Origin of the sequence: Cryobacterium sp. TMT2-18-2, assembly GCF_004402245.1 — a bacterium.
Lineage (GTDB): Bacteria > Actinomycetota > Actinomycetes > Actinomycetales > Microbacteriaceae > Cryobacterium > Cryobacterium sandaracinum.
This window is the reverse complement of the sequence record NZ_SOFU01000037.1, coordinates 155407-176538: the sequence shown is the minus strand read 5'-3', so window position 1 is coordinate 176538 and position 21132 is coordinate 155407. Positions and strand designations below refer to the sequence as shown.

The window sequence follows — 21132 nt, the reverse complement described above, 5'->3', positions numbered from 1 at the left end:
CGAGAACAACGAGGTCCTTGCCCTCAGCACCGAGAACCGTTTCTTCAACCGGGCCCAACGCCGCGCCCTCGCCGCCCGCGACGGCGGCTGCACCATCCCCGGCTGCACCGTGCCCGCCACCTGGTGCGAAGTACACCACGTGATTCCCTGGCACCGCGGCGGAAAAACCACGATCGACAACGGGGTCCTGCTGTGTTGGTACCACCACCACACTATTGATACTTCCGGCTGGCAGATCCGGATGGTGCGCGGCAAACCTGAAGTCCGGGCACCGTACTGCTACGACCCCACCCGCACCTGGCGGCCCGCCGGGGAACACCGGGCCGGGGCTCCGGCAGGGCCTGGATCTCGGCCTGGATCGCGGCCCGGATCTCGACAAGCCCGACCAACGTCAGGGTGAGTTCCCGGGATCGGGTCACCGGTCTTGGCAGGCGCGACCGACGTCAGCTTGAGCCCCGGGCCGCGAGCGACCTGAGCCCGGTGGTCGAGGCCGTCGAAACCAGGCGGGCCATCTTCCGAACCCGACCGGCTCGACCACCGGAGGGTGTGCTCGACCGTCTAGGCGCGGAGTTTGGTGATCTGCAGCAGGCCGTCGCCCACAGGGGAGAGGGCACTGATGACTGCGGTGGACGAGGCGATGACGGTCAAGAGGGTGCGGAAGCCGGTCGCCACATCGTCGCGCTGGGCCGGGTTGGCCACGCGGCCGCGCCAGAGCGCGTGGGCCACGAGCACGGTTCCGCCCGGGCGGGCCAGGCGCAGGGCATGCTCGACGTACTCGATCACGCACTGCGGATCGGCGTCGACGAACACAATGTCGTAGGAGTTCTCGTTCATGCGCGGCAGCACATCCGCTGCCCGGCCCGTGATCAGGCGTACCCGGTTCGCGGGGATGCCGGCTTCGGCGAAGTTGGCTTTGGCGTGCTGCTGGTGGTCGACCTCGGCGTCGATCGAGGTGAGGGTGGCGCCGGGGGCGCCAGTGAGCAGCCAGATGCCGGAGACGCCGGCACCGGTGCCGACCTCGAGAATGCTCCGGGCCCCGGTGGCGGCCGCGATCACGGCCGATTGGGCGCCGACCGCCGGTGAAATCGCGTCGATTCCGAGTTCCAGGGACTGCTGTCTGGCCCGCGCCACAGCGTCGGACTCCACGACTGAGTCGTCGGAGAATTTCCAGTTCAGATCTTTGTCAGACACAGCGCAACTCCAGTAGGTGAATGGGTCAAGCCTAAGGGGGGCCGGGCATGGTCCGGGGAGGCCTCGCCGGGGGTTATTCTGGGGGAATGTTCGGTTTGACCTTCGAGAAGATATTACTGATCGGGATTGTCGCCGTCTTCCTGCTCGGACCCGAGCGGCTTCCCCACTATGCCGCCCAGCTGGCCCGCCTCGTGAAGCAGCTCCGGAACCTGGCCAACGGGGCCAAAGACCGGATGCGGGACGAGATGGGTCCGGATTTCGACGACGTCGACTGGAAGAAACTCGACCCGCGTCAGTATGACCCGCGCCGCATCATCCGTGAAGCTCTCACCGACGAAGACGAGCTGAAAGGCCAATCGGCGACCGTGTCGCGGGTGGTGCCGAACCCCGACGGCGCCTATCTGCAACGCAAGCGCGCCAGAGAGGCCGCCACGCTGCCGGCGCCCTTCGACTCCGAAGCCACGTAGCCACGAAGCCACGTGGCCAAACGAATCAGGTGACGAGCACACCGGATGCGGCGTATTCGAGCTGGCGGACGTCGGGAACGGGTACGTTGACCACGACCAGGCGCCCGGCCGGGAAGAGCGATTCGCAGGAGGTTCCCTGGTTGGCCGCACCCTCGTCGGTGTCCGCCATGGCCACCCGGTCGATGCCCAGCCGGGAGAGGGCAACGGCCCGTCCGACGGGGGTGGCAGCTCCTCGGCGATGATTTTGGAGCAGGAGAAATGCGCGCTGGGGTCGAACAGGTGCCTGTGCCGCCCGAGGCCAGGCCGAGGCCGAGGGCGGGGCGGTGACCGGCGGTGAGCGGCGCGGTGCGCACCAGAATATGCACGCCGGGCCATACGGGCGATGCGCGCGCGCTACGCTGAACCCACGAATCTGAGGAGTGTGACCGTGTCGAAGTCGAACACCCACGCGAAGCCCAAGCGGGTGCCACTGCCCGTCTACTCCGCCGAGTTGCGCAATCTGCAGACCGAGTTGGTCGCCATGCAGGAATGGGTCAAGGAGTCCGGGGCCCGCATCGTCGTGATCTTCGAGGGCCGGGACGCGGCCGGCAAGGGGTCCGCGATCAAGCGGGTCAGCGAGTTTCTCAATCCCCGCGTCGCCCGGATCGTCGCCCTGCCGGTGCCGACCGAGCGCGAGCGCGGCCAGTGGTACTTCCAGCGGTACATCGAACACCTGCCCTCCACGGGTGAGATCGTGCTGATGGACCGCTCCTGGTACAACCGGGCCGGCGTCGAACACGTGATGGGGTACTGCACCCCCGACGAGTACCGCCGGTTCCTGCACCAGGCGCCCCTCTTCGAACGGATGCTGGTCGAAGACGGCATTCTGCTCGTCAAGTATTGGTTCTCGGTGTCCGACACCGAGCAGGAGAGGCGGTTCCGGTCACGGCTGAACGACCCGATGCGCCGCTGGAAGCTGTCCGGGACCGACCTTTTCTCGATCACGAAGTGGGTCGATTATTCCCGCGCCAAAGACGAGATGTTCGTGCACACCGATCTGCCGGAGGCCCCGTGGTGGGTCGTCGAGAGCGAGGACAAGCGGGCCGCGCGCCTCAACATGATCAGCCACCTGCTGTCGATCGTCCCCTACACGCATCGCGAGCCGCCCCAGGTGACCATTCCGACTCGCCCCGCCGGCTCGGAGTACGAGCGCCCGCCGCGCGAGCTGAACCGGCCCGTGCCGGACATCACGACCACGCTGGGAAAGCCCACGGCTAAGCCGAAGGGCAAGGCCAAGATCAAAAAGAACGCGAAGAAGGCGGCCAAGGCGGAGGCGGCGAAGCTGGCCCCGGAGAAGGCGGCCCAGCAGGCGGCCAAGAAGGAGGCGGCGTCGGCCATGCTGCCCGTCTGAGCCGGGCTCGCGGAGCCGGGTCCCGACCCGGCTGCCCGGGGTCAGCGGCGGCGGATGCCCTTCAGCACGGCCGCCAGCAGCAGCATCGGCCCGGCCAGCCGCTCGAAGTCGTGGCCGGTGCGCGGCAGCTGCACGAGACCCGTCGGGCGCGCGATGGTGACGGCGTCCACGAACCTGAGCAGTCCCTCCGGGCCGTTGCGTCGGCCGAGACCGGACTGCTTCAGGCCGCCCATCGGGGCGGCCACCGAGGAGAACGACCCGCGATAGCCCTCGTTGATGTTCACGCTGCCGGCCTCGAGGGCCCCGCCCACGCGCAGGGCCCGCCGCACGGAACCGGAGAACACCGACGCATTCAGCCCGTAGTCGCTGTCGTTGGCGGCCAGGATGGCCTCCTGCTCCGAGTCGATCACGGTGACCGCGACCACAGGGCCGAAGGTCTCGCCGGCGAAGCACTCCATCGCCGGGGTGACCCCGGTCAGCACGGTGGGTTCGTAGAAGAACGGTCCCAGGTCGGGGCGGGCACGGCCCCCGACCTCGACCGTGGCGCCGTGGGCGACCGCGTCGGCCACCTGCGCGCTCACCCGGTCCAGCTGTGCCTGCGAGGTGAGGGAACCGACGTCCGTCGTGTAGTCGTAGTCGGCGCCGAGCCGGAGCGACCGGGTGACGGCCACGAATTCGCGCAGGAACGCGTCGGCCACACCTCGCTGCACGAAGATGCGCTCGATCGACACGCAGAGCTGGCCCATCGCCGTGAAGCAGGCCGGGGCCGCGTCGGTGGCCGCGCGGGCCGGGTCGGCGTCGTCGAGCACGATCAGCGGGTTCTTGCCGCCCAGCTCGAGCGAGACGCCGGTGAGGTTGCCGGCCGCCTGCGCCGCCACCCGCTTGCCCGTCGCGGTCGACCCGGTGAAGCAGACGTAGTCGGCCTCCGCGGTGACCGCCCCGCCGATCTCCGCGCCGTCGCCGACGACCACGGCCCAGAGTTGCTCGGGCACGCCGGCGTCGATGAATGCCTGACGCAACGACAGGACGCTCAGCGCACCCTGGTCGTCGGCCTTCTGCACCACACCGCAGCCGGCGGCGAGGGCCGGCACGACGTCCATGGCGGCGAGGCTGAGCGGGTAGTTCCACGGGGTGATCACGCCCGCGATGCCCTTGGGCCGGTAGCGCACAGTGGCCGTGATGACGAGCGGGATCGCGGAGTGGCGGCGCCCACCGCGCAGCACGCGCGGCGCGGCCAGGGCATTGAAGCGGGTGACGCCGGCGGCCTGGAAGACCTCCTCGAAGGCCTGGCCGCGGGTCTTGCCGGTCTCCGCCTGCACGGTGTCCTGCAGCAGCCCGCGGCGCTCGAGAATCAGGTCGTGCGCGCGCAACAGGATCGCCCGGCGCCGTGTAAACCCGGCCCGCACCCAGGCCAGCTGGGCGAGGCGGGCCTGCGCGTAGGCCGCCTGCACGTCGGGGAGGCCGCTGACGGGCAGCTCGTGCAGAACCTCCCCGGTGAAGGGCGCGATCACGGTGACCGTGGCCCCCGTCGTGGAACGTATGGAGCGGGTGAGGGTCGTGATCCCGGCAGGGTCGAGGGGGGAGGCAGGCATGCCCGAAGTCTAGGTGCGGACGGCGCGTGCGCTCCGCCGCGGTGCCGGTGCGGCGACGCTACTTCGGGGTGATGCCGAGGCTCAATCCGGAGAGGCCGCGCGCCCGGGTGGCGAGGCGGTCGGCAACCACACGGATGGCCACGGCCGCGGGGTCGGTCGGGTCGCCGTGCACCACGGGCACCCCGGTGTCCCCGCCGCTGCGGAGCGGCACGCTGAGGGGAACCTGGGCGAGCAACGGTACGGGGAACTCGTGCCCGGCGCCGAGCCGGCGCGCGACCTCGGCGCCGCCCCCGGAACCGAACAGCTCCAGCACCGTGCCGTCGGGCTGCACGATCCCGGCCATGTTCTCGATCACGCCGTAGATGGTCTGGCCGGTCTGCCGGGCCACGACACCGCTGCGTTCGGCGATGTCGGCGGCGGCCGGTTGTGGGGTGGTGACGACGATGACCTCGGCCTGGGGCAGCAGCTGCCCGACCGAGATGGCCACGTCGCCGGTGCCCGGCGGCAGGTCCAGCAGCAGGATGTCCAGGTCGCCGAAGTAGACGTCGGTGAGGAACTGGGTGATCGTGCGGTGCAGCATCGGCCCGCGCCAGGCGACCGCGACGGAGCCGTCCTCCACGAACATGCCGATCGAGATGACCTTCACGTCGAAGGCGATCGGCGGCAGGATCATCTCGCCGACCTGGGTCGGCTTGACTGCGGCGGACTTGCCCGTTTCGGGGGAAGGCGGGGTGACCAGGCCGAGGAGTCCGGGAATGGAGAACCCGTAGACATCCGCGTCGACGATGCCGACCCGCAGGCCGCGCTCGGCCAGGGCCACGGCGAGGTTCGCGGTGATTGTGGACTTGCCGACCCCGCCCTTGCCGCTGGTGATGGCGTAGACCCGGGTGAGCGAGTCCGGGCCGAACTGGTTGCTGCGGGCTTCCTTGCCGCCGCGCAGCTTCTCCGTCATCGCACGGCGCTGCTCGCGCGTCATCACGCTCACATCCACGGTCACGTTGCCGGGGCCGGCCACGGACTCCACGGCGCGCAACACATCGCGCTCGATCTGCCGGGCCGCCGGGCAGCCGGCGATGGTGAGACGGATGCCCACGAGGGCGCGGCCGTCGACGATCCGCACCCCGGCGACCATGTCGAGGTCGGTGATCGGCTTGCGGATCTCCGGGTCGATCACCCGGGCCAGGGCGGTGAGCACCTGGTCGGCGGAAAAGAGGGGCTCAGGCACTGGGCGATCGCTCTTCGCGGTCGCGGTCTCGCTCGCGGTCGCCCTTGCGGAGGCGTTTCCGGGTCTGCTTGTCCTGATCTTCGCGCTCTTCCAGGTTGTCGAGAAGGGCGCGCAGTTCGGAGCGGAGGAAATCGCGGGAGGCGAGATCCTTCATGCCGAGGCGCAGCGCCACCACCTCCCGGGCGAGATATTCGGTGTCGGCCAGGTTGCGTTCGGCGCGCTGCCGGTCCTGTTCGAACTGCACCCGGTCACGGTCGTCCTGGCGGTTCTGCGCCAGCAGGATCATCGGGGCCGCGTAGGAGGCCTGCATCGACAAGACCAGGGTCAGCGCGATGAAGCCGAGCGACACGGAGTCGAAGCGCCACTGCACCGGTGCGAGCGTGTTCCAGGCGATCCAGCTGACGGCGAAGAACGTCAGCCCGAGCAGGAACCACGGCGTGCCCATGCCGCGGGCGATGGCCTCGGTGAACCGGCCGAAGCGGTCGCGGCTGGGGCGGTCGCGGCTACGCCGGCGGTTGCGGCCGAGGGCGGGCGTGCGCAAACCCTTGGGGGAGTCGAGGCGGAGATCCGCTCGGTTAGCTCGGGCCATTGCCGGTCCTCCGTCCGTGGTGCAGCGGGATGCTTCCCGTGGTCAGCTCGGTGCGGGCCTCGGCCCGGCGGCGCACGTCGTCGTTGCCATCGTGGCTGCGCCAGTCGTCGGGCAGTAGATAGTCGAGGACGTCGTCAATCGTCACCACCCCGACGAGTCGGTGGTTGTCGTCGACCACGGGCACGGAGACGAGGTCATAGCTGGCGAGGATGCGGGTGACCTCCGCGGCCGAGGTGTCGGCGGTGACGGGATCGAGACCCTGGTCGAGCAGTGTGCCAAGGCGTTCGTGGGGCGGGTAGCGCAGCATCCGTTGGAAATGCACCATGCCGAGGAATCGGCCGGTGGGCGGCTCGTAGGGCGGGAGGGTGACGCAGATGGCCGCGCCGAGGGCCGGCGCCAGGTCGTGACGACGGATGAGAGCGAGCCCCTCCGCGACCGTGGCATCGGCCGAGACGATGATCGGTTCGGTCGTCATCAGGCCGCCGGCGGTGTCGGGGGCGTAGGTGAGCAGGAAGCGCACATCGTCCGCTTCCTCCGGCTCCATCAGGTCGAGCAGCTGTTCGCCGAGCTCCTCCGGCAGCTGCGCGATCAGGTCGGCGGCGTCGTCGGGCTGCATGTGGTCGAGCACGTCGGCGGCGCGGGCGTCGCCGAGCCGGGTCAGGATGCTGACCTGCTCACTTTCCGGCATCTCCTCGAGGGCGTCGGCGAGGCGGCCGTCCGGCAGCTCGCCGGCAACCTCGTGCATGCGCTCCGGCGGGAGGTCGAGCAGGGTATTCGCGAGGTCGGCGGGCTTGAGGTCGGAGTAGGTGGCGATGAGCTGCTCGGCCGACTGGGCCTGGCCCTCGGTGGTCTGCTCGCGCACCTCGGCCCAGTCCGTGAAGGTCGTGGCGCCCTTCGCGAAGAGGGACAGGCTGGTCTTGGGGCGGCGCACGAAGAGCTGGCTGATCGCCCAGCCGCCCTGGGGGAGCTCCTCGATCGAGACGTCTTCGATGGTCGCCTCACCGGAATTGTCGTTGAAGACCACCGTGCGGCCAAGCATCTCGGCAATGACGCGCACCTCGCCGCCGCGCTGCTCGAAGCGGCGCACGTTGATCAGGCCGGTGGTGATGATCTGACCCGAACCGATGCTGGTGACGCGCCCGATGGACACGAAAACGCGGCGTTTGCCCGGGATCTCCACGATCAGGCCGACGACGAGGGGCGGGTCGTTTTTTCGGTAGACCACCAGCACGTCCCTGACCTTGCCCACACGGTCTCCCGCGGGGTCGAAAACGGTACACCCGGCCAAACGGGCAACGAAGACTCTGGTGGCAGACACAGATCAAATCTAGGCCACCTTCAGGGCGGATCGGTCGTGTGAAAGAATGGACTCATGAGCAATCAGAGCCCCTTCGGCGGGCGCAGGGCCGCATTGTTCCCCGTTTTACCCAAGGGGGAGGTGCTCGCGACATACGCCACCTATGGCGAGGCTCAGGAAGCCGTGGACACTCTGGCGAAGTCCGACTTCCCGGTGAAGCAGGTCTCCATCCTCGGCAACGACCTCAAAACCGTCGAGCGGGTCACCGGAAAACTCACCTGGGGGCGCGTCGCTCTTGCCGGTGCGGCCTCCGGCGCCTGGCTGGGCGTGTTCTTCGGGCTGCTGTTCTTCATCTTCTCGCCGGATGGTGCGGGCCTGCCGTTCGTATTCGCCGCCGTGATGATCGGTGCCGGGTTCGGCATGCTGTTCGGGGTCGTCAGTGCCGCGCTCAATCGCCGTCGCCGCGACTTCACATCGACCATGCAGGTGATTGCCAGTACCTATCAGGTGATCGTCGACGGCGCCCTGGTCAACCGGGCCCGGAACCTTCTCGCCGGGCACGCTGAGGCCGAACGGGCGGTGCCGGCTCCGCCGCATCCGTCGGATCCCCCTCGCGTCGAAGATCCGCCCGCGGCTCCGCAGCATCCGCTGCCCTGACAGTCCGCGACCAGGTTCAGGTGGTGAGGGCGGCGATCCAGGCCTCGACCGCCTCGATGGTGCGGGGGATGCCGGCCGACAGGTTCTCCGGGCCGTCCGCAGTGACCAGGATGTCGTCTTCGATCCTTACCCCGATGCCGCGGTACTCCTCAGGCACCGTCAGGTCGTCGGGCTGAAAATAGAGGCCGGGTTCGATCGTGAACACCATTCCGGGCTCGATCGCGCCGTCCATGTACATCTCGCGGCGCGCCTGCGCGCAGTCGTGCACGTCGAGGCCGAGGTGGTGGCTGGTGCCGTGCACCATATAGCGGCGGTGGTGGCCGTTGTCGGGCAGCAGGGCCTCCTCGGCGGTGACGGGCAGCATGCCCCACTCGGCCGTGCGGCGCGCGATGACCGCCATCGCCGCGGCGTGCACGTCGCGGAACACGGCGCCGGGACGCGCCACGGCGAACGCGGCATCCGCTGCCTCGCGCACGGCGTCGTAGACGCGGCGCTGCACGTCGGTGAAGGTGCCGTCCACCGGGAGGGTGCGGGTGATGTCGGCGGTGTAGTAGCTGTCGACCTCGACGCCGGCGTCGATCAGGATCAGGTCGCCGGGCACGACGGCGCCATCGTTGCGGGTCCAGTGCAGGATGCAGGCGTGAGGGCCGGACGCGGCGATCGTGTCATAGCCGACCGCGTTGCCGTCGGACCGGGCCCGGGTGTTGAACACGCCCTCGACGAGCCGTTCGCCGCGGTGGTGGGTGCTCGAGCGGGGCAGGTCCCGGATAACGTCCTCGAAGCCGCGGGCCGTGGCGGCGACGGCGAGGCGCATCTGGGCGATCTCGTAGGAATCCTTGACCAGGCGCAGCTCCGACAGGCCGCGGGCGAACTGCTCGTCGGCGGCGTGGTCGCCGTTGATCTCGAGGCTGAACGGCGAGTCGGAGGCGTCGGTCGTGAGCACCTTCTCCGCCGCGAATCGGAGGCGGGCCTCGTCGACCTCGGTGGTGACGAGCGGGTCGGCCTCCCGCAGCACGAGGCTTTCGGTGTCGATCGTGTTCATGACCAGGGCCAGGTCGGCGATGCCGCGCACCGGCACGCCGAGGTCGGCGGCAACCTGGGCGATCCCGGGGCGTGGGCCGATCCAGAATTCGCCGATATCGGGGTTCGCGTAGAACTCGTCCGAGTCGCGGCCGGCCCGCTCGCGAAAGTAGAGGGTGGTGTCGTGGCCGGTCGCTGTGGGTTCGAGCACCAGCACGGCGCCGGGTTCGGCGTCGCTGCCCCAGCCGGTGAGGTAAGCGAAGGCCGAGTGTGCGCGGAACGCGTAGTCGGTGTCGTTGGAGCGCTGCTTGAGACGGCCGGCGGGGATGACCAGACGCTGTCCGGGGTGCATGCCGGACAGGCGTTCGCGGCGGGCGGCCGCGAAACGCGCCTGCTCGCGGGCGAGCGGCAGCTCTTCGGTGCGCTCGGCCCAGTCGCTGGAGATGTACGCCTTGAACCCGGCCGAACCGGGGGTGGTGGAGCGGTTCTCATTCGATCGGGGAGCAGGGGTGATCGCGGTTTCGCTGGAAGTGGCCATGGCCCATTGTCCCATTGAGCTAGGAGGTCGGGGCGTGGGCGGCCACGATCGGGCGGTGGTCGCTGCCGGCCCCGTCTCCCGACTCGATCACGCGCAGGCCCTGACGGCGCCGGCTGGGAACCCCGCGGGACGGTCCGGGTCCGCCGCACAACTAGCATGGGGGAATGCTTGGTGCTCGACGATTCCGCGGTCCGATCGACCTGCACACGCATTCGAGCGTGTCGGATGGCACGGAGACCCCGTCGCAGCTTGTGCGGGCCGCCGCCGCGGCCGGCCTGGGCACGGTCGCACTGACCGACCACGATTCGACCGCCGGCTGGGCCGAGGCCGGTGTTGCCGCCCGCACCGCCGGACTCACACTCATCCCCGGCATGGAATTCAGCACCCGGGTGGGCTTCTCCAGCGTGCACCTGCTCGCGTACCTGTTCGACCCGTCCAACGCCGGCATCGTGGCCGAAACCGCCCGGGTGCGGCAGGCACGGCTGGTGCGCGCCGAGCAGATGGTGGAGCGCATTGGCGTCGACTACGCCCTGACCTGGGAAGACGTGCTCGCCCAGACCACGCCGGATGCGACGGTCGGCCGCCCGCATATCGCCGACGCACTGGTGGCCCGCGGGTTCGCGCTCACCCGGAGCGAGGCCTTCGCGGGAATCCTGCACTGGGAGGCCGGCTACTATCAGCCCCACTACGCGCCGGACCCGCTGCGGGCCATCACCCTCGTACGCGCGGCCGGTGGGGTGCCGGTCATCGCGCACCCGGCGACGCGCGGGGCAGTCGACGTCATCCCCGAAGCGAAATTGGCCCGGTTGGCCGAAGCCGGCCTTTTCGGGCTCGAACTCGAGCACCGGGAGAACAGGCCCGAGGCGAAGGCCCACCTCTACGCGCTCGCCGAGAAGTACGGACTCTTCATCACCGGGTCCAGCGACTACCACGGCGAGGGCAAGCCGAACCGCCTGGGCGAGAACACGACGGCGTCTGAGGTGCTCGAGCGCATCATCGAACAGGGAACGGGCTCGCCGCCCGTCTACGGCTGACGCCGCCCACCCGAGGGAACCGGGCGCACGGTCTACCATGCGCCGCGAGTCCTCACGTGAGCCGCCGCGGAGGCAAACGACAAGCGCCCCCGCCGAAGCGAAGGCGCTTACGGCCGGAACTGCCGTGCAGGAACTGCCTCGCAGGGGGTGGCTAGTTGGGGGGTGGCTAACTGAGGGGTGGCTAGCTGGGGGTGCCGGCCTGCGGGGCGTGGCGACGCGTGCGGCTCCGACGCCGCGGGGCGCTGTTGCCGTCGTGGTGCTCGGCGCCGCCGCCGTCGTGGGTGCCGGCGGCCGGGGTGATGACCGGGGCATCCGGGTTGGTGGTCGCGCTGACCCGGGTGCGCGAGCGCGGCGGGCGACTGCCGGCCTGCTCGCCGGAGTGGCTCGCGCCCGAGCGTGCGGCGTCGGTGTGACCGGCGCCGGAGCGACCGGCGCCCGAGCGACCGGATTCGCCACCGGCGCGGCCCCCGCCGGAACGGCCGGAGTCAGAGCGGCCCGAGTCGGAGCGGCCGGCGCCGCCGGTGCGGCCTGCGCCACCCGTGCGTGCAGCCGAGGCGGCGGTCTCTCGGATGGGCGAGGCGCGGAGGCGCCCCTTCGACCCGACCGGGATGTTCAGGTCGGCGTAGAGGTGCGGCGACGACGAGTAGGTCTCCATCGGAACCGGCGTGCCGAAGTCGAGCGCGGTGTTGATCAGCGTCCACTTGTGCATGTCGTCCCAGTCGACGAACGTGACCGCAATGCCGGTCTTGCCCGCACGGCCGGTGCGTCCCACGCGGTGCAGGTAGGCCTTCTCGTCCTCGGGGATGGTGTGGTTGATCACGTGGGTGACGTCGTCTACGTCGATGCCGCGCGCGGCGACATCCGTGGCGATCAAGATGTCCTTCTTGCCGGCCTTGAAGGAGGCCATGGCGCGTTCACGCTGTTCCTGGTTGAGGTCACCGTGCACGGCCGTGGCGTTGAAGCCGCGATCGCCGAGCTCCTCGACCAGCTTGGCGGCGGCGCGCTTGGTGCGGGTGAAGATCACGGTCTTGCCGCGCCCTTCGGCCATCAGGATGCGGCCGATCACCTCGTCCTTGTCCATGTTGTGCGCGCGGTAGACAAGGTGCTCGATGCTGGCCTGCATCAGGCCCTCGTCGGGGTCGGACGCACGGATGTGGATCGGGCGGTTCATGAACCGGCGCGCGAGGGCCACGATCGGGCCCGGCATCGTGGCCGAGAACAGCATCGTGTGGCGGGTGGACGGCGTCTGCGAGAACAGCTTCTCGATGTCGGCGAGGAAGCCGAGGTCGAGCATCTTGTCGGCCTCGTCGAGCACCATCTCGCTCACGTTGGCGAGGCTGAGCAGACGCTGGCTGGCGAGATCGAGGAGTCGGCCGGGGGTGCCGACGACGATCTGCGCGCCGGCCTTGAGAGCCTCGATCTGACCTTCGTACGCCTTGCCGCCGTAGATGGAGACAACCTTGGTGTTGCGGTTGCTGGATGCCATCTCGAGGTCTTCGGAGACCTGCACGCACAGCTCGCGGGTCGGGACGACGACGAGTACCTGCACGCCGGGGGCGGGGTCGAGCCCGAGTCGCTGGATGATCGGAAGGCCGAAGCCGAGGGTCTTGCCGGTGCCGGTCTTGGCCTGACCGATGATGTCCTGGCCGCTCAGGGCGAGGGGGATGGTCTGCACCTGGATGGGGAAGGGCTCGATGATGCCTTTATCAGCGAGAGCCTGAACCATGTCCTGGTCGATGTTGAGTTCGGAGAAAGTCACGAATTATTGCCTTGTCATTAGCTGGAAGCGGGATGCGCCCGTCTTTTGCTTCGGGCACCTGGCCATCGATCCATGCCGATGGCGTGGTCCCAGCCTATCGGGCGGCCCTGTGAAGTCTCTTATACCGGACCCGGACGCGCCGATTCGCCCAGCGTGGGCCGGAACCCGCGGTGCCGGCGCGACACTGTCCTAAGCTGGGCCTGTGATCATGTGGACTGGTCGACGCGGGAAGCGCGTGGAGGCACCCCGGCAACCGGCGCGGCGGGCACGCCAGTCGACCACGAAAATGGACATCGCCGGTTTCACGCCGGAGTTGCTGCCCTACCTCGGCCAGGCGGCGTACTTCCAACTCGGCATGTTCGAGAACCTCGCCCTGGCCATCGCGATCGCTCCGGACCTCACCGCGAAGGAGGCGCTGAGCGTCGCCGCCGGCCGGGCCCTCGCCAAGCACCAGGGGCTCGTGGCCGAGATCCGTCGCCGCGGCGGTGAGCCGTCCGAGGTGATGGCCCCGTTCGCGCCCCACCTCGACGCGTTCCGCGGGCAGACGGCCGGCGCCGACTGGAACGAGCTGCTGCTCAGCTGCTATCTCGCCGGGGGACTGCTCGACGACTTCTTCATCCGGCTGTCCGACGGGCTGCCCGGCGACGTGGGCCCGCGGGTGGCGCACCTGCTCGGCCAGGATGCCGGCACGGAGGTTCTCGTCACCCATCTGAAGGCCGCCATCGGGGCCGCCCCGGCGCTTGGGTCGCACCTGGCCCTGTGGGGACGACGCTTGGTCGGGGACACCCTGCTGGTCGCACGCTCGGCTCTGCCGATGGAGGGCATCACCGCCGCCGAGTCCCGGATCGAACCCGTGTTCACCGAGCTCATCGCCGCGCACACGCGGCGAATGGACGGGCTCGGCCTGACCGCCTGACCGCCGGCCCCCGCCGCCCGGGAGCCGTCGTCACGCGCCGGCCGGGTGCCCGTCGCGCATCAGGGTGTGCAGCATCCGCTCATCCCCGGCGGTGCGCGTGCGCACCAGGGCCAGGTCGGCTGCGACGGATGCCAGTGCGGTCACCCCGAGGGTGACCCACCAGATCCAGCCACCGTCCCAGGGCACGCCGAGCCAGGTCAACGCCACCCAGACGACGGACGCGACCATGGTGCCGATCGCCGGGACGAGGACAGCGCCGTGTGCGCGGCGCCCCGGAATGGCATACCGTGCGGCAATCCCCAGAACCGCACCGCCGAGGGCGATGAAGAGCAGTTCCACGGTTGGTCAGGCGACGAAGCCGACGCGGCGGGACTCCTCGGAGCCCAGCTCCACGTACGCGAGCCCGACGGTCGGAACGATGTAGACCTTGCCCTTGCTGTCGGAGAGCTTCAGGTACCCGGTCTGTCCGGCGAGGGCGGCAGCGACCGTTTCCTCGACCTCGTTCGCGGGCTGTGAGGTCTCGAAGCCAATCTCACGGGGAGAATTGAAGATGCCAATGCGGATATCCACCAGATGCGCCTTTCGTTGCCTAAGCGCCCAGATTACGACAGAACCGCGTACCGGGCCGACATCGTTCACTGTCGGCGCAACCCGTTACGTTTGAAAACGTGACAACCCTGGGATTCCCGCTTCGCACCGAGCAAGAACCGGTCGTGCTCGACGACTCGCAACGCGCCGTTCTGGCGCTGGTAGCGCAGCCTGCCCTGCCCGGTGGGCGACGCCACATCCCGGGAGTCGGCGCCGCCGTGATCGGCGCACCCGGCACCGGCAAGACCACCACGCTGGTCGAACTCGTCGCCGAGTGCGTGCGCGACCACGGGTATTCGCCCAGCGAGGTGCTTGTGCTGGTGCCCACTCGCACGGGGGCGACGGCCCTGCGCGACCGGCTCGCGCTGCGCCTCGGCGTGCCCACCAACGGCCCGCTGGCCCGCACCGCGAACTCGGTCGCGTTCCAGATCGTGCGGGATGCCGTGGCCCGGGCGGGAGGCGCGGCTCCCACCCTGCTCACCGGCGGCGAACAAGACCAGATCATCGCCGAGCTGCTCGAGGGGCACCGACAGGACCACGCCGAAGCGCAGCAGGCCGAAGCGCAGGGCGAGTCGCAGCACATCGAGTCGCACCCTGAGTCGCGGCACGCCGCACCGGACTGGCCCGACACCCTCGGCGCCGAGGTGCGCAGCCTGCGCGGGTTCCGCACGCAGCTGCGCGACCTGATGATGCGCGCCGTCGAATACGGCGTCAGCCCGGAGGCGCTCGCGGCTCTCGGCCGCAGCGAGCAACGCCCGGAGTGGGTGGCCGCGGCCGAGTTCATCCGCGGCTACGACGACGTGAAAGACCAGTCCCGCCCCGGCCAGTACGACTCCACCGAACTGGCCCAGTTCGCCGCGGCCATCGTGGCCCGGGCCCCGGCCGGTTCCGCGACGCTCGGCTCGCTCGGCGGCCTGCGCCTGATCCTGCTCGACGATGCGCAGGAACTTACCCAGGCCAACCTGACCCTGCTCGCGCAGTTCGCGGCGCGCGGCGTGGGCGTCATTGCGTTCGGCGACCCCGATATCAGCACCGGTTCCTTCCACGGCGCCCACCCGGATGCCCTCGGCCGGCTGGGCGCGTACCTGTCCGGCGCCGTACTGCCGACCCTGGTTCTCAGCACGGTGTACCGGCACGACGCGGCCATCCGCGGGGTGGTGCGGGGGATCACGCACCGCATCGGCGCGGCCTCGGCCGGCACTCAACGGTTCGCCGTCGGCGTGGCCGACCCGGCCGCGCAGGCAGTCCAGCCTGGAGGGCAGGCGGACCAGGCCGAGCCTGCCGGGGAGCCGAACCCCGTGCAGACCATGCTCGCGGACAGCCCCGCCGACCAGCTCGCCGTGATCGCCCGCCGGCTGCGGGAGCGGCACGTGCTCGGCGGCATTCCGTGGGGTCAGATGGCGGTCGTCGTGCGCAGCGGCTCGCTCATGCCCGCCCTGTCCAAGGGGCTCGCCGCGCTCGAGGTGCCCACCCAGGTGTCGTCGGCGCAGACCGCGCTCCGCGACGATTACGCCGTGCGGGCCTTCATCCTCGCGCTCGAACTGACCCTGGGCCGCACACCCCTGGGGCCCGAGGAGGCGACCCTGCTGCTCCGCGGCCCGCTCGGCGGCCTCGACCCGATCACCCTGCGGCGCCTGCGTGCCGCGCTGCGCCAACAGGAACTCAGCAGTGACCGGAATCGCTCCGCCGACGAGCTCCTGGTGGAGGCCCTCGGCGACCCCGGCCTGTTCGCCGCCATCGACAACCGCACGGCCCGCCGGGCGGCCAGCTGCGGGGAGAGCCTCCGGGCGGCCGCCGTGGAATACGCTGCCGGCGCCACGATCGAGGAACTGCTCTGGGGTCTTTGGCAACGAAGCGGCCTCGCCCGGGAGTGGAAGGACCAGTCCACCGGCACGGGCATTGTCGCCGACGAGGCCAACCACAACCTCGACGCCGTGGTGGAGCTCTTCTCCGCCGCGCAGCGCTACGTGGAGCGCACCCCGACCGCCCCGCCGGTTTTGTTCCTCGAACACCTTGTCGACACCGACGTGCCCGAAGACACCCTCGCCCCGCGCGCGCTGGGCGACGCGGTCGTGGTGTCGACCCCGAGCGGCCTGATCGGCCGTGAATTCGACGTCGTCGTCATCGCCGGGGTGCAGGAGAACGTCTGGCCCGACCTGCGCATCCGTGGTTCGCTGCTCGGAGCCGGCGACCTGGCCGCGCTCGCCGCCGGCCGGCGCCCGGAGGAGGCCGGCGCCCGCACCACCGTGCTGCACGACGAGCTGCGCATGTTCGCCCAGGCGGCCAGCCGCGCCCGCAGCGAACTGCTGGTGACTGCCATCGACAACGAGGAGAACCAGCCGTCGGTCTTTTTGCGGCTGCTGCCGAAGCCCGTACCGCACACGGCTCCGGAGACCGGCGACATCAGCCGCTACCCGCTCTCCCTGCGCGGCCTGGTGGGCCGGCTCCGCCGGGATTTGACCCGGGGCACCGCGGCCCACGGCGACGAGGCCGCGAGCCGGGCCACGGATGCCGCAGCGACCCTGGCCCGGCTGGCCCGGGAGAACGTGGTCGGTGCCGCCCCCGACCAGTGGTACGGCCTGAACGAGCCCAGCACCGTGCGCCCGCTCAACGACCCGGAGGTCGGCGACGCCCCGGTGCGCGTCTCGCCGTCGCGGATGGCGGCCTTCGAGACCTGCCCGCTGCACTGGGTGATCGGGCAGGTCGGCGGCGGCACGTCCAACACCGCCGCGAACCTCGGCACGATCATCCACAAGGTGATGGAGGACTCCACCACTCATAGCCCCGACGCGCTCTGGAAGGGCGTCGAGGCGCGCTGGGGTGAGCTTCAGTTCGACGCCGACTGGCAGTCCCGGGTGCAGAAGGTCGAGGCGCGCGCGTTGACCGACCGGCTGGCCTCCTACCTGCTCGACTTCGAACGCGGCGGTGGCAGCCTGCTCAGCGCGGAGGGCACCTTCCAGCTCGACGTCGACGGCGCCGTGCTGTCCGGCACGGTCGACCGGGTCGAGCGGCTCGGCGACGGGCGGGCGGTCATCGTCGACCTGAAGACGGGCCGCGGCGACCCGATCAGCGACGCCGGGGTGGCCCTGCATCCGCAGCTCGGCGCCTACCAGCTCGCGTTCAGCGAGGGTGCCATCGAGGGCATCCCCGCCGGAATGCCGCTCGCCGGCGCTCGCCTCCTGATCGTGTCCAGCGGCACGGTCAAGCAGAATTACCGAAATCCCACCCAGCCCACCTTCAGCCCTGAGGAGCTTGCGGCCTTCCGCAGCCGGGTCGGTTGGGACGCCGCCGGCATGGGCGCCGCCACCTTCCTCGCCGAAATCAGTTCCCACTGCCTCGACCCGCGCTCGCACGGGTCCTGCCGAATCCACGTCATCAAGCAGGTCAGCTCATGAACCAGTCCGTCACCCCGCCGCCCATCTCGGCCCGCCAGATCGCCACGACGCTGGGCATGTTCCCCCCCACGGACGAACAGCAGGCCGTGATCGAGGCGCCGTTGGCGCCCACCCTCGTGGTGGCCGGGGCTGGCAGCGGCAAGACCGAGACCATGGCCAATCGGGTGCTCTGGCTGCTCGCCAACGGGCACGCCCGGCCCGACCAGATCCTCGGCCTCACCTTCACCCGCAAGGCCGCCGGCGAACTGTCCGAGCGCATCCGCGACCGCATCGACCAGCTCGACGCGCAGGGGCTGCTGCCGAAGCCGCCGGCGCCCGCGGCGGGGGCGGTCACGATCGATTCCTCCGACCTGTTCAACATGCCCACGGTGTCGACGTACAACTCGTTCGCCAGCCGCCTGTTCACCGACAACGCCCTGCTCCTCGGGCGTGAACCCGAGTCGGTGCTGCTCAGCGAGACCAGCGCCTGGCTGCTGGCCCGCCGGGTGGTGATCGAGCACGGCGACAGCCGGCTCGTACCCTTCGGCAAGAAGATCGACGCGGTGACGGATGCCGTGCTCGCCTTCAGCCGTTCCCTCGCCGAGAATCCCCCGCCCGTCGTTCCGGGCGTTCCGGCCGCGCCGCACGACCTGACCGGCCTCTCCGCCGGCTTCGGCTATCTGCGAGACCTGCCCTACGGCAACCCGCGCAAGAAGATCCCGTATGCCTCGGTCGCCGAGTCGCTCGCGGCGGTGGAGCCGCTGCCGGTTTTGTTCGAGCTCGCCGAACGTTTCGCAGTGGAGAAGCGCCGGCTCGGGCTGATCGAGTTCTCCGACCAGGTGGCTCTCGCACTGCAGGTCAGCCAGAAGGCCCTGCAGGTCGTCGCTCGCTACCGCGACCAGTACCGGGTGGTGCTGCTCGACGAATACCAGGACACGTCGGTGCTGCAGACCGAGCTGCTGCACACCCTCTTCAGCCGGCATCCGGTGATGGCCGTCGGTGACCCGCATCAGTCCATTTACGGCTGGCGCGGGGCCAGTTCGGCGAACCTGCTGGGTTTCTCGCAGAGCTTCGCCGGACTCTCCAACCGCCAGTCGCCGTCGATGAGCCTCTCCGTCACCTGGCGCAACCCGGTCACGGTGCTCGACACCGCGAACGCGCTGGTGGCGCCGCTGAGCGAGGCGCTCCGGGCCCGGCCCGACGGCATCCAGGTCGGCACCCTCGCGGTGCCGGCCGGCAAGGCGAACGGGCGGGTCGAGGCGTCGATGCTGGAGACTATCGCCGACGAGGCCCGGGTCGTGGCGGACTGGTTCGCCCAGCGCCTCACCAGCGGCACCGACAAGACCGGCGCGATGCTCTTCCGGGCCCGGCGCGAGATGGAGTTCTTCGCCGAGGTGCTGCGGGAGCACGGCGTCCGCGCCCACGTGCTCGGCCTCGGCGGCCTGCTCTCCACCCCGGAGGTCACCGACGTCATCTGTGTGCTGCGGGTCGTGCACGATCCCGCCGCCGGCAGCGAACTGGTGCGACTGCTCGCCAGCGGTCGCTACCGGGTCGGCCCCCGCGACCTGCAGCACCTCGCGGCCGTGGCGCGCTGGCTGGCGGCACACGACTGGGCCCAGCAGGCGGTGACGCGGGAACTCAAAGACAAGATGCGGGCATCCGTCGCCGTCGACGAGGGCGCGTCGCTCGTCGACGCCCTCGACTTCGTGGCTGCCGCCCCCGAGACCCACGGGCAGCTCGCGGGCTTCAGCGACACCGGCCGGGCCCGGGTGCGGGCCGCCGGCCGCCAGCTGGCCTGGCTGCGCGCGCGGGCCGGCCTGCCGCTGCTGGACTTCGTGCGGCTGATCGAGCAGGAGCTCCTGCTCGACGTGGAACTCGTCGCCAACGAGGCCAACAGCCTGGGCCTCGCGAACCTCTACGCTTTCCACGACACGGTCACCGCCTTCCTTGCCAGCGACGAGGTCGGCAGCCTCGCCGGTTTCCTGCGCTGGCTGGGCAGGGCCGCCGCCTCCGACGACCTGGGCCCGCGGGTCGAGCCGGGCGAGAGCGGCACCGTGCAACTGCTCACCATCCACGGGGCCAAGGGGCTCGAGTGGGACTATGTGGCCATCCCCAACCTGACCGAGAAGAGCCTGCCGGCGCAGACCCGGGACGGGGCCGGCTGGCTGAAGTTCGGTGAGCTGCCCTACCCGTTCCGCGGCGACCGGGCCGAGCTGCCCGAGCTCGCCTGGCAGGAGCATGAGACCCAGCTGTCGTTCGACACCGAATTTCACGCCTATAAAGTGCAGCTCGCCGCCCGCCACGACGACGAGGAGCGGCGCCTGATCTATGTGGCCACGACCCGCGCCCAGCAGGAGCTGCTGCTCACCGGTTCATACTGGGGCGGCGGCAGCACCGTGCGCGCCCCCAGTCGGTACCTTGAAGAGCTCGCCGAGGCCGGGCTGATCGCCGCGCTGCCGGAGGGCAGCGAGTACGGTGAGAAACCCGACACCGGGGAGCGCGTCGATGAGCACTGGCCCTTCGACCCGCTCGGCACGCGGCGGCCCCTCGTCGAGGCCGCAGCCGCCCGGGTGCGCGCCGAAGCACAGACCGAGCGCGACACCCGGTGGTCCCACGCGGTCACCCTGCTGCTCGAGGAACGGATGCTTCGCCTTGCCGGCGCGGGCCCCGTCCCGCTGCCCACGCGCATTCCGGCTTCGCGGTTCAAGGACTACATCGATGACCCGGTGGGGGTGGCCGCCGCCCTGCGCCGCCCCATGCCCGAGCGACCGTACCGGGCCACCCGGCTGGGCACTCTGTTCCACTCCTGGGTGGAACAGCGCGCCGGCGGGGCGTCGGGCGGCGACCTGATCGACGCGGACGAGAGCGAACTGGATCTGGGTGACCAGGGCCCCGACGCCTTCGACCTCGACCTCGACCAGAACCAGCCGCTGGAGCAGGCCCAGCTCGAACGGCTGCAGCGCACCTTCGAGCAGTCGCCGTGGGCGTCGGTGCAGCCCGAAGAGGTCGAGATCGAGATCCACCACGTGCTGGCCGGGCAGGTCTTCGTGTGCAAGCTCGACGCGGTCTACCGCACCGTGACGGGCTACCAGGTCGTCGACTGGAAGACCGGACGGGCGCCTTCGAGCGCCGTGGACCTCGAGCTTAAGCAGACCCAGCTGGCCCTGTACCGGCTCGCCTATGCGCGCTGGAAAGGCATCGACCCGGAGATCGTCGATGCGGTGTTCTACTTCGTCGCGGACGACACGATCGTCGCCCCGGACCGGCTCTACTCCGAGGAGGACCTGGTGCGGGCCTGGTCGTCCGTTCGCCTGAGGGCGGTGTCGCCCACGGTTTCGCCCACGGTGTCGATCGCGCCGGTGGTGGCATCGTCGGACGATGACGATGACGATGACGATGACGATGACGATGACGAGGACGACGAGCCTGGACCCGAACCGGAGCCGGTCTCGTCGTCGTCCTCGAACTCGCCGCCGAACTCCGACAGGTTGTAGG

At 70.2% G+C, this 21132-nt stretch carries 18 protein-coding genes; 8 read left to right on the top strand and 10 right to left on the bottom strand.

Features of this window, described 5'->3' with window-relative positions:
* The first annotated feature begins 109 nt into the window (after positions 1 to 109).
* Positions 110 to 400, top strand: coding sequence for an HNH endonuclease (locus E3O22_RS16635; protein WP_304988619.1), 291 nt, complete (start codon positions 110 to 112; stop codon positions 398 to 400).
* Positions 401 to 558: 158 nt separating this feature from the next.
* On the opposite strand, the gene E3O22_RS13875 is transcribed toward E3O22_RS16635, so the two are convergent.
* Positions 559 to 1191 carry an O-methyltransferase gene (locus E3O22_RS13875; protein ID WP_134395901.1) on the bottom strand — a complete coding sequence of 211 codons (633 nt, stop codon included), beginning with the start codon at positions 1189 to 1191 and terminating at the stop codon, positions 559 to 561.
* An 86-nt stretch (positions 1192 to 1277) separates the two neighbouring features.
* Here E3O22_RS13875 and E3O22_RS13870 point away from each other — a divergent pair, with 86 nt between their 5' ends.
* Positions 1278 to 1658 (top strand): Sec-independent protein translocase TatB, encoded by a 381-nt coding sequence (locus E3O22_RS13870; RefSeq protein WP_134395902.1) that lies wholly within the window; start codon positions 1278 to 1280, stop codon positions 1656 to 1658.
* A gap of 25 nt (positions 1659 to 1683) precedes the next feature.
* Here E3O22_RS13870 and E3O22_RS15975 read toward each other — a convergent pair whose 3' ends face one another.
* A complete protein-coding gene (locus E3O22_RS15975; RefSeq protein WP_166784661.1) occupies positions 1684 to 1827 on the bottom strand; it encodes a hypothetical protein in 144 nt (47 codons plus the stop codon).
* Between the two features lie 351 nt (positions 1828 to 2178).
* Here E3O22_RS15975 and ppk2 point away from each other — a divergent pair, with 351 nt between their 5' ends.
* Positions 2179 to 3048, top strand: coding sequence for a polyphosphate kinase 2 (gene ppk2 / locus E3O22_RS13865; RefSeq protein ID WP_370448442.1), 870 nt, complete (start codon positions 2179 to 2181; stop codon positions 3046 to 3048).
* A gap of 41 nt (positions 3049 to 3089) precedes the next feature.
* Here ppk2 and E3O22_RS13860 read toward each other — a convergent pair whose 3' ends face one another.
* From E3O22_RS13860 to E3O22_RS13845, 4 genes are read right to left on the bottom strand one after another with little or no spacing between them, the layout of a single operon-like run.
* Positions 3090 to 4640 carry a succinic semialdehyde dehydrogenase gene (locus tag E3O22_RS13860; RefSeq protein WP_134395904.1) on the bottom strand — a complete coding sequence of 517 codons (1551 nt, stop codon included), beginning with the start codon at positions 4638 to 4640 and terminating at the stop codon, positions 3090 to 3092.
* Between the two features lie 58 nt (positions 4641 to 4698).
* Complete coding sequence (locus E3O22_RS13855; protein ID WP_134395905.1) at positions 4699 to 5865, bottom strand: Mrp/NBP35 family ATP-binding protein; 1167 nt, start codon at positions 5863 to 5865, stop codon at positions 4699 to 4701.
* Positions 5858 to 6454 carry a DUF1003 domain-containing protein gene (locus tag E3O22_RS13850; protein ID WP_134395906.1) on the bottom strand — a complete coding sequence of 199 codons (597 nt, stop codon included), beginning with the start codon at positions 6452 to 6454 and terminating at the stop codon, positions 5858 to 5860. The genes E3O22_RS13855 and E3O22_RS13850 overlap by 8 nt, the downstream gene beginning before the upstream one ends.
* Positions 6441 to 7772, bottom strand: a complete 1332-nt coding sequence (locus E3O22_RS13845) for a magnesium transporter MgtE N-terminal domain-containing protein (RefSeq protein ID WP_134395907.1) — start codon at positions 7770 to 7772, stop codon at positions 6441 to 6443. Before E3O22_RS13845 ends, E3O22_RS13850 begins: the two co-directional genes overlap by 14 nt.
* Before the next feature lie 54 nt (positions 7773 to 7826).
* Between E3O22_RS13845 and E3O22_RS13840 the strand changes: the two genes are divergently transcribed.
* Positions 7827 to 8408: a general stress protein gene (locus E3O22_RS13840; RefSeq protein WP_134395908.1), complete on the top strand. Its 582-nt coding sequence runs from the start codon at positions 7827 to 7829 to the stop codon at positions 8406 to 8408.
* A 16-nt stretch (positions 8409 to 8424) separates the two neighbouring features.
* On the opposite strand, the gene E3O22_RS13835 is transcribed toward E3O22_RS13840, so the two are convergent.
* Complete coding sequence (locus tag E3O22_RS13835; protein WP_166784660.1) at positions 8425 to 9981, bottom strand: aminopeptidase P family protein; 1557 nt, start codon at positions 9979 to 9981, stop codon at positions 8425 to 8427.
* A 149-nt stretch (positions 9982 to 10130) separates the two neighbouring features.
* On the opposite strand from E3O22_RS13835, the gene E3O22_RS13830 reads away from it, so the two are divergent.
* Positions 10131 to 11000: a PHP domain-containing protein gene (locus E3O22_RS13830; protein ID WP_134395910.1), complete on the top strand. Its 870-nt coding sequence runs from the start codon at positions 10131 to 10133 to the stop codon at positions 10998 to 11000.
* A 181-nt stretch (positions 11001 to 11181) separates the two neighbouring features.
* On the opposite strand, the gene E3O22_RS13825 is transcribed toward E3O22_RS13830, so the two are convergent.
* A complete protein-coding gene (locus tag E3O22_RS13825) occupies positions 11182 to 12759 on the bottom strand; it encodes a DEAD/DEAH box helicase (RefSeq protein WP_134397109.1) in 1578 nt (525 codons plus the stop codon).
* Positions 12760 to 13045: 286 nt separating this feature from the next.
* Between E3O22_RS13825 and E3O22_RS13820 the strand changes: the two genes are divergently transcribed.
* Positions 13046 to 13675, top strand: coding sequence for a ferritin-like fold-containing protein (locus E3O22_RS13820; protein ID WP_174720100.1), 630 nt, complete (start codon positions 13046 to 13048; stop codon positions 13673 to 13675).
* A 30-nt stretch (positions 13676 to 13705) separates the two neighbouring features.
* Here E3O22_RS13820 and E3O22_RS13815 read toward each other — a convergent pair whose 3' ends face one another.
* A complete protein-coding gene (locus E3O22_RS13815) occupies positions 13706 to 14014 on the bottom strand; it encodes a hypothetical protein (protein ID WP_134394772.1) in 309 nt (102 codons plus the stop codon).
* 6 nt (positions 14015 to 14020) lie between these two features.
* Positions 14021 to 14245, bottom strand: coding sequence for a DUF3107 domain-containing protein (locus E3O22_RS13810; protein ID WP_104101050.1), 225 nt, complete (start codon positions 14243 to 14245; stop codon positions 14021 to 14023).
* Between the two features lie 98 nt (positions 14246 to 14343).
* Here E3O22_RS13810 and E3O22_RS13805 point away from each other — a divergent pair, with 98 nt between their 5' ends.
* Both E3O22_RS13805 and E3O22_RS13800 read left to right on the top strand, forming a co-directional pair.
* Complete coding sequence (locus E3O22_RS13805) at positions 14344 to 17658, top strand: ATP-dependent DNA helicase (RefSeq protein ID WP_134394771.1); 3315 nt, start codon at positions 14344 to 14346, stop codon at positions 17656 to 17658.
* On the top strand, positions 17655 to 21131 hold the full coding sequence (locus tag E3O22_RS13800) for an ATP-dependent DNA helicase (protein WP_134394770.1): 3477 nt from the start codon (positions 17655 to 17657) through the stop codon (positions 21129 to 21131). Before E3O22_RS13805 ends, E3O22_RS13800 begins: the two co-directional genes overlap by 4 nt.
* Position 21132: the final 1 nt, after the last annotated feature.